This is a genomic window from Roseibium album (assembly GCF_965233825.1).
GTDB lineage: Bacteria > Pseudomonadota > Alphaproteobacteria > Rhizobiales > Stappiaceae > Roseibium > Roseibium album.
In genome coordinates this window covers 4,376,960-4,393,305 of the sequence record NZ_OZ247583.1, presented here as the reverse complement: position 1 = coordinate 4,393,305, position 16,346 = coordinate 4,376,960, and the positions used below count along the sequence as shown (strand labels likewise).

14 protein-coding genes are annotated in these 16,346 nt (G+C 53.6%); 7 read left to right on the top strand and 7 right to left on the bottom strand.

Annotated features, from left to right (window positions below):
* Positions 1-229 precede the first annotated feature (229 nt).
* Positions 230-1,249, bottom strand: coding sequence for a transporter substrate-binding domain-containing protein (locus ACO6TI_RS19950; protein WP_209016733.1), 1,020 nt, complete (start codon positions 1,247-1,249; stop codon positions 230-232).
* Positions 1,250-1,711: 462 nt separating this feature from the next.
* On the opposite strand from ACO6TI_RS19950, the gene metC reads away from it, so the two are divergent.
* A complete protein-coding gene (gene metC, locus ACO6TI_RS19945; RefSeq protein ID WP_422383177.1) occupies positions 1,712-2,890 on the top strand; it encodes a cystathionine beta-lyase in 1,179 nt (392 codons plus the stop codon).
* A gap of 26 nt (positions 2,891-2,916) precedes the next feature.
* Here the strand turns inward: metC and ACO6TI_RS19940 are convergent, their stop codons facing one another.
* The 4 genes from ACO6TI_RS19940 to ACO6TI_RS19925 form a co-directional block, all read right to left on the bottom strand.
* Positions 2,917-3,231 (bottom strand): lipid-A-disaccharide synthase N-terminal domain-containing protein, encoded by a 315-nt coding sequence (locus ACO6TI_RS19940; protein WP_029065703.1) that lies wholly within the window; start codon positions 3,229-3,231, stop codon positions 2,917-2,919.
* Between the two features lie 63 nt (positions 3,232-3,294).
* Complete coding sequence (locus ACO6TI_RS19935) at positions 3,295-4,056, bottom strand: glycosyltransferase family 2 protein (protein ID WP_055121263.1); 762 nt, start codon at positions 4,054-4,056, stop codon at positions 3,295-3,297.
* Complete coding sequence (locus ACO6TI_RS19930; RefSeq protein WP_055121262.1) at positions 4,053-4,964, bottom strand: phosphatase PAP2 family protein; 912 nt, start codon at positions 4,962-4,964, stop codon at positions 4,053-4,055. The genes ACO6TI_RS19935 and ACO6TI_RS19930 overlap by 4 nt, the downstream gene beginning before the upstream one ends.
* Positions 4,948-6,702: an ArnT family glycosyltransferase gene (locus ACO6TI_RS19925; RefSeq protein WP_422383176.1), complete on the bottom strand. Its 1,755-nt coding sequence runs from the start codon at positions 6,700-6,702 to the stop codon at positions 4,948-4,950. The genes ACO6TI_RS19930 and ACO6TI_RS19925 overlap by 17 nt, the downstream gene beginning before the upstream one ends.
* A 286-nt stretch (positions 6,703-6,988) precedes the next feature.
* Here ACO6TI_RS19925 and ACO6TI_RS19920 point away from each other — a divergent pair, with 286 nt between their 5' ends.
* Positions 6,989-7,825: a phosphodiesterase gene (locus ACO6TI_RS19920; RefSeq protein WP_422383175.1), complete on the top strand. Its 837-nt coding sequence runs from the start codon at positions 6,989-6,991 to the stop codon at positions 7,823-7,825.
* Positions 7,825-8,373, top strand: coding sequence for a CAP domain-containing protein (locus ACO6TI_RS19915; RefSeq protein WP_422385320.1), 549 nt, complete (start codon positions 7,825-7,827; stop codon positions 8,371-8,373). Before ACO6TI_RS19920 ends, ACO6TI_RS19915 begins: the two co-directional genes overlap by 1 nt.
* 148 nt (positions 8,374-8,521) lie before the next feature.
* Here the strand turns inward: ACO6TI_RS19915 and ACO6TI_RS19910 are convergent, their stop codons facing one another.
* Positions 8,522-9,904 (bottom strand): YcaO-like family protein, encoded by a 1,383-nt coding sequence (locus ACO6TI_RS19910; protein ID WP_422383174.1) that lies wholly within the window; start codon positions 9,902-9,904, stop codon positions 8,522-8,524.
* Positions 9,905-10,177: 273 nt separating this feature from the next.
* Between ACO6TI_RS19910 and ACO6TI_RS19905 the strand changes: the two genes are divergently transcribed.
* Both ACO6TI_RS19905 and ACO6TI_RS19900 read left to right on the top strand, forming a co-directional pair.
* Positions 10,178-10,468, top strand: coding sequence for a hypothetical protein (locus ACO6TI_RS19905; protein WP_422383173.1), 291 nt, complete (start codon positions 10,178-10,180; stop codon positions 10,466-10,468).
* A gap of 66 nt (positions 10,469-10,534) precedes the next feature.
* A complete protein-coding gene (locus ACO6TI_RS19900) occupies positions 10,535-10,822 on the top strand; it encodes a hypothetical protein (protein ID WP_422383172.1) in 288 nt (95 codons plus the stop codon).
* Here the strand turns inward: ACO6TI_RS19900 and ACO6TI_RS19895 are convergent.
* Complete coding sequence (locus ACO6TI_RS19895) at positions 10,814-12,844, bottom strand: BTAD domain-containing putative transcriptional regulator (protein ID WP_422383171.1); 2,031 nt, start codon at positions 12,842-12,844, stop codon at positions 10,814-10,816. The genes ACO6TI_RS19900 and ACO6TI_RS19895 overlap by 9 nt on opposite strands.
* A 138-nt stretch (positions 12,845-12,982) precedes the next feature.
* Here ACO6TI_RS19895 and ACO6TI_RS19890 point away from each other — a divergent pair, with 138 nt between their 5' ends.
* Positions 12,983-13,240: a hypothetical protein gene (locus ACO6TI_RS19890; protein ID WP_055121256.1), complete on the top strand. Its 258-nt coding sequence runs from the start codon at positions 12,983-12,985 to the stop codon at positions 13,238-13,240.
* Between the two features lie 1,203 nt (positions 13,241-14,443).
* Complete coding sequence (locus ACO6TI_RS19885) at positions 14,444-16,195, top strand: radical SAM protein (RefSeq protein WP_209013641.1); 1,752 nt, start codon at positions 14,444-14,446, stop codon at positions 16,193-16,195.
* Positions 16,196-16,346: the final 151 nt, after the last annotated feature.

The window sequence follows — 16,346 nt, the reverse complement described above, 5'->3', positions numbered from 1 at the left end:
ATAGAACCTCGCCAAATTTCTACGGAAAGAGCCCGGCAATCCGCCTCTCCTCTTTCGCGTCTTGACTGCTTCAGCAGCACGCTGTCGCGCACTCCCCTATCGACTATCGAAGCAGTTTGTTCCCCCCACGCTTTTACCGGTTTTCCGGATTTGTGTGCGTGGCCTTGTTATTTTGAGGGTTCCGGCAGGTTACTGCCGGAACCCCTGTTTTCCTCAGAACAGGCGAGGATTAGCGAACCGGCGGAGCGTAAAGGAATCCACCATCGCTCCACAGCGCATTCACGCCGCGCGAGATGCCGAGCGGAGTGTCCGGACCGACATTGGCATTGAAGGATTCTTCGTAGTTACCGACGTTCTTGACGACGTTGTAAGCCCAGTCGTTGGACAGGCCGATGCCTTCACCATAAGCGCCCTCAACACCAAGCAAGCGCTTTACGGACGGGTTGTCGGAAGACTTCATGTCGTCAACATTGGCCGACGAGACGCCAAGTTCTTCAGCGTTGATCATCGCGTTGAGGGTCCATTTGGCGATATTGAACCATTCGTCATCACCCTGACGCACAACCGGACCAAGCGGCTCTTTGGAAATGATTTCCGACAGAACCATGTGGTCGCCCGGGTTGGTCAGCTTCAGACGCTGTGCGTACAGACCGGAAGCATCCGTTGTGTACACGTCGCAACGACCGGCATCATATGCAGCAACAACTTCGTCTGCCTTTTCGAAGGCGACGATCTCATACGGCATATTGTTGGCGCGGAAATAGTCAGCAACGTTCAGCTCGGTGGTTGTACCGGTGTTGGTGCAGACCGAAGCGCCGGACAGCTCGAGCGCCGAGGTGACGCCGAGATCCTTGCGAACCATGAAACCCTGGCCGTCATAGTAGTTGACGCCGGCAAAGTTCAGACCCAGCTGAGTGTCACGGGACATGGTCCACGTGGTGTTGCGGGACAGGACATCGACTTCGCCTGACTGCAGTGCGGTGAAACGCTCTTTTGCAGACAGCGGCGTGAATTTTACAGCCGACGCATCACCGAACACTGCAGCAGCCATTGCGCGGCAGAGATCAACGTCGAGACCGGTCCAGTTCCCCTGTGCATCTGGATTGGAGAAGCCCGGCAGACCCTGGCTCACCCCACACTGGATGAAACCTTTTGCCTTGACATCTTCCAAGGTTGTCGCACTCGCAGCCGTGGTCGCGGCGACGCCCATTGCAGCGCCGAGTACGAGTGGAAGGATTTTATTGGACATGGATATGCAGCCTTTATTTGTTACCCATTTTGTTTTTATGCTGGGCTTCGTTGTAAGAAATCCTCAACGTCCCGTTCGTAAACGAGCGTGTGCCTTTTTGACGGCTTCCTCCAGATTTCTACCTTTCCACCCAACGAGCCCATACGATTACATTTGGCTGTTCGGGTCAAGTACTTGCTGTCATTATCTCGACAAAAATCGCAGGGAAACACTCGATCTGCATCCGCCGAGTGCACAAATAGCGAACATGCCCAGTTCGAATTCATTCAATGCCTTAAACATGTTCACCGGATCTTCGAATTTCTGGCACCCCATTAACCTTAATCGTAAGTTACACGTTGAATTGAAGCGCGAAGCGTCCTCAACCACCCTTGTTGAGAGCCCTGCGAATTGTCTAAAATAGCCTTTCCCATCCGGGCGAAACTCAAACTCCCGATACCGACCCCCTTAAACAGAGCTTCCATGTCCAATTCTGCCAGCAAGTCCCCGTTGAAACCCGACACAAGGCTGGCGCATGCCGGTCGTGACCCCAATTCGTTTCACGGGTTTGTCAATCCGCCGGTTGTTCACGCGTCGACCGTTCTTTATCCAGATGTGGAGACAATGGTTCCCGGAGGTCAGAAATATTCCTATGCCCGCCGCGGCAATCCGACGACGGATTCACTTGAAGATGCCCTGCGGGAACTGGAAGGGGCAGCCGGCGTCAAACTTGCCAATTCCGGCCTGAACGCAGTCGCTCTCGCGCTCCTCTCCTGCGTGAAATCCGGTGACCACATCCTGATCACGGACACAGCTTACCAGCCGACGCGGCATTTCGCGGATACAGTCCTGCCGAAATTCGGAGTAACCGCCGAATACTACGACCCGAAGCTCGGCGCAGACATCAAGACCCTGTTCAGGGAAGAAACATCCGCGGTCTTCACCGAGGCCCCGGGATCCCTTACGTTCGAAATGCAGGATGTTCCGGCAATTGCAGTTGCGGCGCATGAAATCGACGCGACCGTTCTCATGGACAATACATGGGCCACTCCCCTGTTCTGCCAGCCACTTGCCCTCGGTGTCGATCTTTCGATTCAGGCAGGTACCAAGTACATTGTCGGTCACTCCGACGCGATGCTCGGTACCGTAGCTGCGAGCGAAAGAGCGTGGAAAGGCCTCTATGACATTCACGGTGCGATCGGCAGCCACGTTGCACCGGACGACGTCTATCTCGGCCTCCGGGGATTGCGCACACTCTCGGTCAGGCTGGAGCGGCATCAGAGGAATACGCTTGCTGTTCTCGATTGGCTGAAAGACCAGCCTCAAATCGAGGCAGTAAGTTATCCCGCGCTTGAATCAGATCCCGGCTTTGCAATCTGGCAACGCGACTTCACCGGCAGTTCAGGTTTGTGCGGATTTGATTTCAAGGCCGGAACCACAAAGGAACAGGCCGGCGTGTTCCTCAACGCCCTCACCCTGTTCGGCCTGGGATATTCTTGGGGCGGCTTCGAGAGCCTGGCTATCCCGGCAAGGCTCAAGGGCATGCGGACCGCAACGTCCTATGACGAAACACGTTGTTCGATTCGCCTTCACATCGGTCTCGAAGATCCGGAAGATCTGGTCAACGACATCGAGCAGGCCCTAGCCAGGGCATTCGGCTAATTTGTGGAGGTCGCGAACAGGCAGGGTCAGATCGTCGGGTCCTGCCGCTTTTCCTTGAAGATCAGCCACAGGTTCCGAAAATAAATAACAAGGCCAAGCCCCTGCCCTGCGATAAACACGGGATCCTGGCGCTGAATGGCGTAGATCAGCAACAGCGACCCGCCTGCGATGGAAAAGAACCAGAAGGCAACCGGCACAATTGATCGACCGACGCGTTCAGAGGCGACCCATTGAATGACGAAGCGCATCATGAACATGGCCTGAGCGAAAAAACCCAGAATTATCCAAAAATCGAATTGCTCGACAAAAACAGTATACAGCCAGTCGTAAAGAGCAGTCATTGGGCAGATCCAATCGGTTCAATCGGGCACAAGACCCGTCGTTCTTCTTGTTTCAGCTGTCCGTCACGTCAGCGGCCGGACAGTCGGAATTTTCTTACGGCGCCGCCGCAACCACCACACGCCAAACAGATCAAGCACGCCGACCAGTGCCCGGTCGAATATTCCGTATTTTGAAGTGCCATGGCGCCGTTGCCGGTCCTGAACGTCGATATGAACGACATCGAATCCTTCACGGATCACGAGCGCGGGCAGGAAACGATGCCAGCTGTCAAAGTAAGGCAGTTGCAGAAACACTTCGCGGCGCAGCGCTTTCAGACCGCAGCCGCTGTCTCTGGTCTTGTCCTTCAGGATCGCACCGCGAAGCCTGTTGGCGAACCTTGAGGCATAACGTTTGGCTAGACTTGCCTTGCGGCCAAGCCTCTGGCCGGCCGCAAGAGCGGTTGAGGCTCCCGCAGCCTGAAGCGCGTCCAGAAGCTGGGGGATATAGGCCGGATCATTCTCGCCGTCACCGTCAATTGTCGCAACGATATCGCCGCGCGCATGCTGCACGCCAGTGCGCACAGCACAGCTCTGGCCACAAGACAATTCGTGACGCACAGGCCTCAGCCAGTCATGGGTTGCGGCATAGTCCTGCAACACGATGTCCGTTCCGTCCGAAGATCCGTCGTCAATAACGATGACTTCGAACTTGCGTCCCGCCAGGGCGGCTTCGATCTCGTCCAGGAGAATGGGAAGGTTCTGTGCCTCATCCTTTGCCGGCACAACAACCGTCACGGCAAGTGTGCCCTTGTTGGCCGCCAGGCCTTCAAGATAGCTCTGTGTCATGAAATTGTCCGTTCTGTCCGCTCTGCGTCCGGACTTTCAACCGGCACCCTGTCGATACCACGCTGGCCACGAAGGGTCTGCCAGACCGCGCGTACACACGCCTTCGCAGAACGTGAATTCATATTGGGTTCAATCTTTCCGGAAGACGACAGGTGAAAGCCTATCCGCCGACGCGCCATCGCTCTTACCGTGAAGAATGTGAAAGTCATGCCCAGAAGCGTGCCAGCGATAACATCGCTCGGATAATGGGCTCCAACCATAACGCGGCTGAAGGCGAGCCAGAAGGCTGCAACGATAATCAGCCAACGGTAGGCGGGAAAGATAAACGCGAGTGCGGTTGCGAGCGCAGCCACCGTGGTGGAGTGGCCGGATGGAAAGCTTGTGTAGGTTCCATCAAAGGCAAGAAAGTCGAAACGAACCGGGCCGACATGTTCATAAAGCTTCGGCCGGGCCCGGCCCAGGGACCACTTGAAAGCAATTGCAAGCAGACCTGTCGCAGCGACCGAATAGAATATGAATGCAGCGTAAGTGAAAACCGATCCTATCGCCATGCGAATGCGGAAGGCATAGCGTCCTGCATCCAGGGCCAGAAGAAACAGACAGGTCAGTCCTGTCGAAATCAGTATCCAGTCTGCCTTGCCAAAATCTGTAAAGGCTCTGAAGCCGTTCCGGTATTCGCCCGGGAGGGACCGGAGCCAGGGATAGGTCGGTACATCGAACACGACCACCGCAACCCCCACAGTCAACAACAGGATTGCGAGTATGTCCTGTGGTCGTTGGCCAGGTGGCAACGGATCAAGGCTGTTAAGTGCTCGTGCCTTGCGGCCTGAAAACAGCATTCCCGCGCGGCGGATGTTCCCGCGCATTCGCGCCAGCACTTTCCGGACGCTGTTACTGCTGCTCGTCATTGCCGTCTTCTGCACCATTTGTCGCGGTCGCATTCTGGTAAAGCGCGATGTCGACCTCATCGCCGCCGTTAATGTTGAGGCCGTCTACCCTTATTCTGACCTCCGGCACAAGATCAATCTCCTTGGCTTCCGCCAAAAACGCTGCTTCTTCCCGGCTTTCTATGGCAGCAACCCGGCAAGTTGCCTGACTACCCGCCCCTGCCTTTGCCAGAAATTCAGCAGCCCCTGCGGGTGATATGATGCGTGTGCCTGTTCCCTCCAGAAAGATGAAACTCGGCTCATGGAAGCCCGCGGTGACGACCTGGCGCGAAGACGCATCCCTACATCCGGGAATTTCATCCAGTGCCGCGACCAGTCTCGGGCTTACCCAGACCGGTGTCAGTGCAGGACCAACGAAACCCCAGATTCCGACAGCAACACAGATGGCACTCAGGGTTACTGCTGGAAAGGCATAAAGTGCCGGACCGCGGAACAACCTGGAGGCGGCGGCAATGCCGAAGACGGCTCCAAGTGCGACAATTACCGCACCGGGTGGCGACGGCCAAATCCCGAGCACGATCGGTCCCGCGAAAGCGATTGCCGCCAATCCGACCGGTGGGAGCGCCAACAGCACGGCCGCGATGACACGAACCCATTTTCTGGAGTGTTCACCGGCTCCTTCAAGCAGAGCGGCTGCCACAGGCAGCGCAAGCGCCGGCAAAAGCGGCATCGTGTAATGCGGCAATTTTGTCGCGACGAGTTCGAATACGATCCAGCTTGGAACAAACCAGGCGATTGCAAATGTCACAAGCGGGCTCGCCCGTTCCTTCCAGATCAACGGCAGAGCAATCAGGAAAAACGCGGGAAGCGGCCAGAAGACGCCAAACATCGCCCCCAAATGTGTCAGGGGCGGTGCACCGTGCCCTTCCTGGCCCTGCCCAACTTTGCCGAGCAGGTCTCGTCCGATAGCTTCTGTGAAGAAGGTGCCGTCGGTCGCAATCCAGATTGCCACGAACCATGGCGAAACAAGCAGAAGAAACCAAACGAAACCGATCAAAGGTGACGCTGCCCTGAACCAGGAAAAACTCCTCTTCAGGACCATCAGTCCCAGCACGGTCAGACCGACAACCATCAAGCCGACCGGGCCCTTGATCAGCACACTGCCGGCCAGAGCCGTCCAGAACAGAAAACTCAACCCCCAAGCCCGTTCTGTGGTTGCTTTCAGCCAGATGCGCGCAAGCGCGCCCTGCGCAACGATGACCGTGGCAAACAGAACGGCATCAGTCTTGGCCAGTCGCGCCTCGACACCGACGATGATCGACAAGGCCACAAACCCGGCAACGATCACCGCCCCTGCCGGTCCCATGAAGGCTCGCGCCATCCAGAAAGCTGCAAAGACACAGAACACGGCGCCGATGAGTGATGGCAGCCTGTAGACCCAGAGCGGAGCTTCCGCATCATGACCTGTCAGCTTGACCGCGGCAGCCTGCAACCAGTAAATTCCGACGGGCTTCTTGTGCCGTGCCTGCTCCTGAAACCGGATATCGATATAGTCACCGGTTTCGAGCATTTGCTTCGTCGCCTGCGTATATCGAGGTTCGTCCCTGTCAAGCGGCGGCACTGTCCACTGTCCCGGCACAAAGAGCAGAAGCGACAAAATCAGGAGTAATAAAGGGGCGGTAATGTCATGGCCGAATATTTTCAGCCAGATCGGCTTGCGCATCATTGCGGACTTTGTGTCCGACGAACCGTCATCCATTTCCGGCTCCGCCCGATTTTCGTCGCGAATCCCGGTAGTTGTCTTCGATTTCCCGGCGCCTTGGTCTTCTGCCGGTTCTGACACCCGCAGCCTTGGAGCGTCGCTTTTTTCTGCCATAAGATGCCGTTTCCAAAGTCTGGTGCTGCGCAGTAGCAGCCTGCAACCTACCTCTAAAAAGCACTCTCCTACATGAGCTTTCCAAAAAGGGAAACAAGTGCTTGCCCTTATCAAACGCTGAGCTATCGTCCGATACTCAGAAAAACGCTCACAGATTCCTGGATTGCAAATGACCCTGATCGCCCAGATAACCGATTTGCATCTGCGCCCCAAAGGCTTGGCCTGCTATCGGGTATCAGATACCAACATGATGGCAGAGCGTGCTGTCCGCTCTCTCCTTTCACTGACGCCACAAGCGGACGCAATCGTCGTTACGGGCGATCTGACCGACCGCAGCGATCCAAGAGAATATGCCGTTGCCAGGGAACTTCTTTCTCGTTTTGAAGTGCCGGTATTTCTCCTGCCGGGCAATCATGACAGCAGTGAAGGCATGCGTCGTGAAATGGCCGACTATCCCGGCATAGGTGAAAACAGGGACGGCAAGATTTTCTATTCCGCGATGATTGAAGGCATTCAGCTGATTGCGCTCGATTCACATCTTTCCGGCCATCCTCAGGGATCCCTTGGAAACGAACAGCTGAGCTGGCTCGAAACAGCCCTTCGTAAGTGCGATGCACCGACAATAATTGCCCTTCACCATCCGCCAGCACTTACAGGCATTGAGCATATGGACAATATGGGTCTGAACGACGCAGCCGCACTTGAGGAAGTTCTGAGTCCCCACACACATGTCCAGAGAATTCTCTGCGGACACGTCCACCGGCCGATCGTGACCAGTTTCGCGGGCAAGATCATGACACTTGCCCCCAGCACCGGTCACCAGGTCGCCCTCGATCTACGGGAAAACAGTCCCGCAATGTTCAATTTCGAACCTGCTGCCTATTTTCTCCATTATCACTCCGAGAAAACCGGCATTGTTACCCATATGGCCTATGTCGAGAATTTTCCGGGGCCTTACCATTTCTTTGCCGACCAGGGCGTCACCTGGCCAGGAGACGAGAATTGATGCACGCAAAGGCCGCAGTCCTGTATCCGTTCAGATACAGTCTTGTTCTCCTTGCCTTCCTGGCATTGGCGTCTTGCGGCGCGTTGCCAGGTAGCGGCGAACTGGAAGACAAAACTGTCCTGACGAACCAAAACGTCGACAAGAACCAGATGCTTTCGCTGATCAATTCCTATCGAAAGCAAAACGGCCTGCCTGCTTTGAAACACGACACCACGCTTGACGATGTCTCGCAAAAAATGGCACGTCACATAGCCGAACGCGACAGCATGGATACGTGGGCCCACAGCGCATTCGGACTTTCTCAGCGTCTCAGCAAAGCCAGCTATGCCAATTATGCGGGTGCTGAAAACCTGGGAGCCGGGTATGCGGACCTGAATGCTGCCTTCCGGGGTTGGCAAGGCTCGGAAGGACACAACAAAAACCTGCTCAATCCCTATGTCACACGCGTCGGAATTGCCAGAACCAACCGGAATACAGGCAAATGGCGTAATTTCTGGGTCTTGACGCTCGCCAGGCCCAAGGCCGACGGACGCCCAGTTCTCCAATAAAAAGGGGCGGGTTGACCCCGCCCAGTTTCTTCCAGAGATCGGATGACCCAGTCGTCATCCGAACACCGCTCTCAAAAAAGTTGAGTGTCAGTGTCATGTTTTACTATCGCGACGATCTTTTCCTGTCAAACGTGATTTCAGGTTTATTTCAAAAGGGAAACGGGCGTTGTGCAAATTCGGATTCCGTGCCGGGTTCTTTTCGAAATCCACGATCAACGACGCCCTGATAGAGCCTTTCCTTGCCAAAACGCGGCTCCCAGCTGCAAAGGTCCTTGGAGATCAGCTTGACACAAGGAACTTTCAGATCGGGACGTGTCGCATCGAACTCCCAGATCTCGATGTTCCGATCAAGGCAACTCTGCAGCAGATCATCGTAAGAATAACTGACCTCACAGGACGACGCGTCTGTGGCGGCTTCTGCGCAGGTCAGCAAATCATCCGTGATGGAATTTTGTCTCGCATAGACGAGATGTCTTGGCACGTCATGCGATCGTGTGACGGTATTTGCCCGATCCGGATAAGCCCTTTCCATCAGGGTGAGAGCATTTTCAGATTGAAGGAGTTCCTCGACCGCGGCTGTGCAGGCTGATGACATGTCCCAACCGGCAGCGGAGCCAAAAGCGGCCCTCCGCCCGCCTGAGTCGTACGAAATCGCCATCACGACATGTACGTGTAGCTCGGTGTCGACAACGTAAAGTCCCCAGGACCTGGATTCAGTGTCGAGAAAGTCGCTCAAGGATTCAGCCAAAAACGATTTGACCTGGTCACGGTCCAACTTAGTTATCCCCAAGCGGTTGTACCACGCCTGCGCCACCGCGTCCCGCTCGACCAGCTCAAGCAAGGCACGCTGCCTGGCGCCTTCGAGGTTACGCCAGACAGCACACCCCACCGACGAGGCAAACCCATGATCCAGGCCTGTCGAGATTTCCAATTCACCAAACAAAATACAAATGCCTGGCACCTGTGCGCGCGCTCCCAAGCCCAATTGCGTCAAGCACAATCGACCGTCTGAAATCCCTCCCCAGTCCGGAGCATCTGCATCCAACTCGAGACCCCGGGAGACCAATTGACGAACTGCATTTCTGCTTTGAGTTTCACTTAGACCAAGAACACTTGGCAATTCTACCTGTGGTAGTTCTTTCAGCTCCTCGCCGATCCTCGAATCACTTTCACCCATCGAACAAAGACTCAATCGCTCAGTCAGTTCGCCGATACAACCAAAAGATGCATTAACTAATGTATCTGCTTGTCCGCCTGCCGGAATCGGTGTCCGCATATTTTTGTCACCCGGCACGCGACTGACCGGCAGTTTCAATATGCCGGTACAGAATTTGACCGGGCAATTCGCACGCATCATCGGGACCAATCTGACATCAAAATCCGTCAGCAAGGGCAAAAACAGCGCTAGATCGCCGTGCAACATATGCCCCACACCGGTCGCCTCGCTGCTGTCAGACCGCGCCAGGCCAATCCTGACGAGATCCGAAAAAACCTGATCCGGAATTTTTGAAACTTCGGCGTCGATTTTCACATCTCCTCATTTCTCAGGTCATCAATATTACATCGCCACAAGTATCCTTAGAATACAAAAGCTCTCCCTACAATTGTGTCTATTGTAATTTGCGCCCCCTACTATTGAGATGATGCATTTTATCGACAAATATTCTTCTCGAAAGCGGTCAAACAACAGTAAAACATACTCTCTTATAACATTTTACTAAAGTTTTACCCTTTTCGATTTGGCAAAGTGACCATCCACCCACCAGCCAAGTCAAAACTCAACTCTAACTTCAAGAGGCTCACCATGCACGTAAGAACAACTTCCGAAAAAGAACTGGAACTTGGCGCAAAACTTGGCGCGATCATTCAGGATCCAGACGCACGTAACAATCTCATCGAGAACCCGACCGAGGTGTTGGCAGGTGTTGGCGTCAAATCCGACGTGACGCTCTATGCCGATACGGTCGACCTGGTGCATCTGATCGTGCCGGCCGAGGTCGATGTGGCCCGCGTCGCAGCTGAAGATGAAACCTATTTCGAAGAACTGGGACGCGCTGCACTTGGCAACTGTGTTTACCACGACCTTCCTGAGTAAGACCAAGACCCCTAAAAACTGGCCCGAATACAATGCTATTCGGGCTCAATTCCAGGATCTTTTCACATGGCTCGATTTCCGTACTACGAAAAAAACGTTGGAGCACTTGGAAGACTGATTGCCCAGGCTGCCGTCGATAGCGATTTGCTGGCCCGTCTCAAGAAGGATCCATTATCGTACCTGACCGATATCGGATTGCCTGAACAGTCAACCCAGCTCATCAGATTTGAGGTTGTAGAAAAAAGAAACAACCCTAAAGCCGTGGCCATACCATATAGGCTAAACGCTGAAAAACTGCACCAAGCCGACACCACATACCTAAGCGGTCTGTCAAACATTTTTGCGTCAAACTGAACCAGTCCCCTCATAAAGGAAACGTTGAACGAATGCTGCGCCGCGATCAAAATTTCTTCGCGTGGTTTCGTCCTGAAAGAAGTTGATTCTTTTGCGCCAAAGCGTCAGATCTTCTGTTCCAACAGGTGAGCTCTTGAGTAGTTGTGCTCGATGCTCTGAGTACCGCTGTAGAATTTGGAGTGCTTCCTCTTCTCTGTTGATGCAAATAAGTGAGGCTACTCTTGTCGTCAAACCACTGATGCCAACGCCTGAGCAGCGTTCTATTTGGCGGATTGAATTTTCATAATCGTCGGCAGCAAAATATATGTTCGCCAAATATTCGTAAAACGCTCTCGGAACGAATGTGCAAAGTGAGAACGCGCGATCAGCGATCAAACGCGCCTCTTCAACGTCACCAGAGTAAGCCAGCCCTTCGGCGACAGACATAAGGTTTGTGGGATCCGCGGAACTCAAACGACTAGCATTCCGAAATGCGCGTCTCGCTTCGTCGGGCATATCTGAAATGATTGTCGCCCAACCGTATGCGCGCAGATTAAACGCTTGCCACGGGTCGAGCATTATCGCCCTTTCTGCCAAAGCCAACGGACCGGTCGAAACATTTGAAGCAATTTTTTTATCGTAAAGTGGAAAATGCAACTCCTGCTTCATGGCAATGGAGGCCTTGCCGGCATACGTCATGGAAAAAGCGCTGTTTGTGCGCTCCAGGTCGTTCAGAATTTGCATCGCTTTATCGTCTGACGAAGGCGTGAAATCCCACAACAGGGCTTCTGCCTGACACCAGCGCGCAAATGTGGCAGTATTTGACGGGTTTTGTAGCTTGCTTATCGAATGCGTATGTATCCGATTAACAATATGGCCAGCAGCTGGAACGATACCATCCCACATCGAGATATCGACGATTTCGTTGAAGATAATCTGGCCATTTTCTCGATCTTCAAATTGAACGACAACCTTACCTGATCGTTCGTCGTGTCTGAACCGAAGCAGATAGCTTCCAAGCTCGTGTCCTTCGATCAAGGTCGGCATTGGTGCATTTTCTTCACCAAAATACTCCGACTGATAAAGATTGTAGGATCTGAAAGATGAAAGTCCCGAGACAATTTCTTCGCGCATGTAAATTGCGTCGTTCAAACCTGATTTAGCAACAGACGAGGACAGGATTGAAATTTCCGGCAATTGGATCGAATTTCGGGAATTCGCAAGCGAAACGACAGTCGGTCCGATTTCGGCAGGTCGCCTGAAGACCGCAGATTCAGTTTCCTTGTCGACAAGAATGTCGTGAGTTTCTTCGTCCGGTTCCGCATCCAGATGAAGACGCATCTCCCGTTCACAGGCCTTGAACTGTTGCTCCGCCCGTTCTCGTTGGCCGAGTTTCATATAAAGGCGAATCAGGACGCGATGTGCCGACTCGAGCGCCGGGTCGATCTTGAGCAGGAACCGGCCGCCGGCTTCAACCTGCAATCCACCGTCAACTGTCGAGATTTGATCAAGATGCTTGAAGGCGGCCGTCACCACATCGGACCGCACCCGTTCCCGTTCGACCTGGAGCCAATCGGAAAATTCGGGATCTATATCCTCAAATCCAGCCAGAAAATCGCCGCGCCACAGGCCTTCTGCCTCGCGAAAATCATCGGCCCGCCCCCTTTCCAGTAACGTCAGAACCGTCATCAAATCGGAGGAAAAGGTCTCAGGGTCCAGCCTTACGTGCCCTGTTGACGTGCGAACAACATCAAAACCGGCTTCGTCTTCCGCGGTCTTCAACTGACGCAAAGCCTGCCTGAGCGACTGCATCGCCTTTGTCCGTTCGGCCTTGCTCCACAACAGGTCGGAAAGCATTTCCCGAGGTGAGCTCATGGAGTTCACGCGGCTCAAATAGCCCATGATGGCCAGAGCTTTACGGGTTTTGACCGCAACAGGGTCTTCATTTCTGCTCAGGAGCAACGGGCGCCCAAGACATGCAAAACAGGAGGCGACTGCCATTAATTCCCCGTATTTGAACCGCACGCTATCAGAAGTTTGCACACTCTAATGCGAATGCCTCACAACCTGATTTGCAACAGCAGTTTATCACGCTAATATCACGCTGCAACATCATGCTTCTTGCGGATGGTTACGGCAGCATCGCTGCGAACGGTAAATCGAATACTGGTGGGTAGTAGAATGTCAAAGACAGTCAGTAAATCAGATCGCCCTGCTAAAGAGCTGGAACCGGCGGTTGAAGCGATCAAACGGATGATCCGTTACACCAAGAAGGAAGCTGATAAGGATGGGCGCACCTTCTGCTCCTATTGCCTTGATATGGCACTTCAGTCGCTGGAGGATGGTTCTGAAGAACTCGATATGATTCTCAAGACCAAAATCACACCGCTGATGGTTGGCCAGTCGACTGCAGAGTCAAGGAAGTCAGATTCCAACTGACGGCCGCATCAAAACCTGAACACCAACACCGGTCCATGATTCATGGGCCGGTGCGGCTTGTTGAACTTATCAACAGAAGCTTCCCGATTTTCTTCCTCCCCCCCTTTCACCGCTCCGATGTTCGACGGAGCCCTGGCCCGATAGACAACCCAATTCGGGACCGGATCCGTTTTTCAGGGTTCCAGTCTGCAGGCCGGTCTTGTCACAGCGTTGCCGTTTCGCAGCACCTGCGCATTCGCATCCGTGCGAGTTTTGTATCGAAGAAGGTTGTTGGAGGCCTAAAAAAGAAAAAGGACGCTGGCCGTAACCAGCGCCCCCCTGCGTTAAAGGAAGATTGCTTTTGACGAATTGTGCTGATCACTCACCACACATCAAAACTCTCCGCTTTTACACTGACCTGAAGTTTCCGAAGAGACTTCCGATCCACGACCATAAGATCTCTCGACCTCACACCCGCGCCGATCATACGGATAACCCGCCGTTCACCGGACTACCGGGACGCCCTTCGCTTCACGTGAATGCGTCCGGCGCATCCCATGTGGCATCCAAAAATTCGTTTGCTCATTCCGTGTGACGGACTGCTCACAAACCCTGGCATGGGCTACTGGCTTTTCGGGCTGTTATGCGGTTGCCACCCCGCCATCAGTTCCGAACCAGCAGTAGGCTTATGTTGCTTGTTTACTTGCTTGAAGTCTAGTTGAATTCGAATCTTTCAACAGAGACTTACGTAGCTGTTGATAATATGTGCATAAAAATTACTACTAAATATACTGCAATGCACAAGTTATATGAAATCAATATTGAGAACCTCCTCTAATTTCAATGAGATCTTTACATTGCGCGCAATTTTTCAAGTGCAACAATCGTCGTGCCGGGATGTGAAATCGAGCGAGCGATGACCGGTTGGCCAGACGGTGGCTTCTGGCACACAGGTCATTGTTTCGTTGATAGGTAGCGACAAGTCGCGTTCGGAACGTAGCTCCAAAATCTGCAAGTGAAGATCAGCATACCGGATGGAAGCAGTAGGCAGATTGGTCCTCGCCTTGGTTCGCTGTTTCTTGCCAAGTCGGTGGTACCGGTGCACGCGTACATCGGCTGCACTGATAATTCCCTTGCGGTAACTTCGTGGTTCCGCGAGAATGATCGTCTCGGGGTGCTCTCGCCTTCGCGATGAACAAACCTTCGACCGGAGCCTGGAATTCCATGTCCAAGCGCTTTTCAGTCCTTTTGATCAAACCTTCACATTATGATGACGAAGGATACGTCATCCAGTGGTTGCGGGCACCGATCCCTTCAAATTCACTCGCGTCGATCTATGGTCTCATCAAGGACTGCAGCGAAAGAAAAACGCTCGGCGATGATGTTTCAATTGAAATAGATGTCATCGACGAAACGAACACAAAGGTCGAAATCGGGAGCCTGATCAAGTCCTTGAAGCAAGCGGACGGGTGCCTTGTCGGGCTGGTAGGCGTTCAAACCAACCAGTTCCCCAGGGCGGTCGATATCGCCAGGGAATTCATTGCTGCAGGTATTCCGATTGCAGCCGGTGGCTTTCACGCCGCTGGCAGCATCGCAATGCTGCCCGAACTGACACCGGAAATAATCGCCGCCCAGGAAATGGGCCTTACCATCTATGCCGGCGAAGCCGAGGGGCGAATGGATGCGCTTCTTCAGGATGCATGGTCCGGAGAGTTGAAGCCACTCTACAACTTCATGAAGGACCTGCCTCATCTTGAAGGTGCTGTGCATCCGATCCTGCCTGCCGATGCGGTGCGCAAGATGGCAGGTGCCTATACAAGTTTCGACGCCGGGCGTGGATGCCCGTTTCAATGTTCCTTCTGCACGATCATCAATGTCCAGGGACGGAAATCACGGTTCCGCACACCTGATGATATCGAGACCATCATTCGTGCCAATGCCAAGCAGAATATCCGCAGGTTCTTCATCACTGACGACGATTTTGCAAGAAACAGGAACTGGGAGGTCATTCTCGATCGGCTGATCTGGCTACGCGAAGACCAGGGCCTGAAATTCAAGCTGACACTACAGGTCGATACCCTGTGTTACCGTCTGCCCGGCTTCATCGAAAAGGCCGCACGTGCCGGATGTGCGAGAGTGTTCATTGGCCTGGAAAACATCGATCCCGATGCCCTTTCCGCCGCCAAGAAGCGCCAGAACAAGATCTGGGAATATCGCAAGATGCTTCAGGCCTGGAAGGACGCAGGTGTTATCACCTATGCCGGATACATTCTCGGCTTCCCGGATGACACACCGGAGAAAATCCGCCGCAATATCGAAATCATCAAGAAGGAAATGCCACTTGATCTGATCGAGTTTTTCTTTCTGACACCCCTTCCAGGCTCGGAAGACCACAAGATCCTCGCGTCCAGGGGTGTCTGGATGGATCCGGACTTCAACAAATACGACCTCAACCACCGCGTCACCCATCATCCACTGATGACAGACCAGGAATGGGACAAGGTCTACTTAGACAGCTGGAAACAGTTTTACACTCCAGAGCATGTCGAGACGGTTCTTCGGCGCGATGCGGCGCGCGGTGCCCGAACCAAGGCGCTTTATTCTTCGATGATCCATTTCCTTGGGGCAATCTTGATCGAAAAGGTCCACCCCCTTGAATGTGGAATTGTTAGGCGCAAACACCGAACTCAACGTCGCCACGGGATGAAACTGGAAAACCCACTCGTGTTTTATCCCAAACGGGCAATCGAAGCTGTTTCTGTTGCCATATCGTGGGCACGACTGTTTCTGAAGTTCCGCCCGGCCATGAAGCGGGTGCTGGCCGACGAGGACCGGCGCAATTATTCCGACCTCGCCCTGACCCCCACCAGCGACATCGAAGAACAGGACATGGAACTCATTCAGGTTTTCAAGGAAGCCATTCCGAAAACACATGGAGCACCTGTGGTTGCAGACAAGGTTGTGTCTGCAAAATAGTGTTTTCGAAGCATCATCGTCTTCCAATTTCACTACAGGCTGGTCACTCTGCTGCGAACATTGTGGACTTGATGTCTCAGCCGCTTTGGGAATTCTTGATATTTTTGCCTTCGTTCAGACTACCGCATCTCGTTGTGATTTGGGAGAGACA

Bases quoted from the DNA above. Each gene is read 5' to 3' on its own strand.
- ACO6TI_RS19940 (WP_029065703.1), bottom strand. From the start codon at position 3,231: ATGACTGCTCTTTACGACTGGCTGTATACTGTTTTTGTCGAGCAATTC.
- ACO6TI_RS19905 (WP_422383173.1), top strand. From the start codon at position 10,178: ATGCACGTAAGAACAACTTCCGAAAAAGAACTGGAACTTGGCGCAAAA.
- ACO6TI_RS19920 (WP_422383175.1), top strand. From the start codon at position 6,989: ATGACCCTGATCGCCCAGATAACCGATTTGCATCTGCGCCCCAAAGGC.
- ACO6TI_RS19915 (WP_422385320.1), top strand. From the start codon at position 7,825: ATGCACGCAAAGGCCGCAGTCCTGTATCCGTTCAGATACAGTCTTGTT.
- ACO6TI_RS19925 (WP_422383176.1), bottom strand. From the start codon at position 6,702: ATGGATGACGGTTCGTCGGACACAAAGTCCGCAATGATGCGCAAGCCG.
- ACO6TI_RS19890 (WP_055121256.1), top strand. From the start codon at position 12,983: ATGTCAAAGACAGTCAGTAAATCAGATCGCCCTGCTAAAGAGCTGGAA.
- ACO6TI_RS19950 (WP_209016733.1), bottom strand. From the start codon at position 1,249: ATGTCCAATAAAATCCTTCCACTCGTACTCGGCGCTGCAATGGGCGTC.
- ACO6TI_RS19885 (WP_209013641.1), top strand. From the start codon at position 14,444: ATGTCCAAGCGCTTTTCAGTCCTTTTGATCAAACCTTCACATTATGAT.
- ACO6TI_RS19935 (WP_055121263.1), bottom strand. From the start codon at position 4,056: ATGACACAGAGCTATCTTGAAGGCCTGGCGGCCAACAAGGGCACACTT.
- ACO6TI_RS19930 (WP_055121262.1), bottom strand. From the start codon at position 4,964: ATGACGAGCAGCAGTAACAGCGTCCGGAAAGTGCTGGCGCGAATGCGC.
- metC (WP_422383177.1), top strand. From the start codon at position 1,712: ATGTCCAATTCTGCCAGCAAGTCCCCGTTGAAACCCGACACAAGGCTG.
- ACO6TI_RS19900 (WP_422383172.1), top strand. From the start codon at position 10,535: ATGGCTCGATTTCCGTACTACGAAAAAAACGTTGGAGCACTTGGAAGA.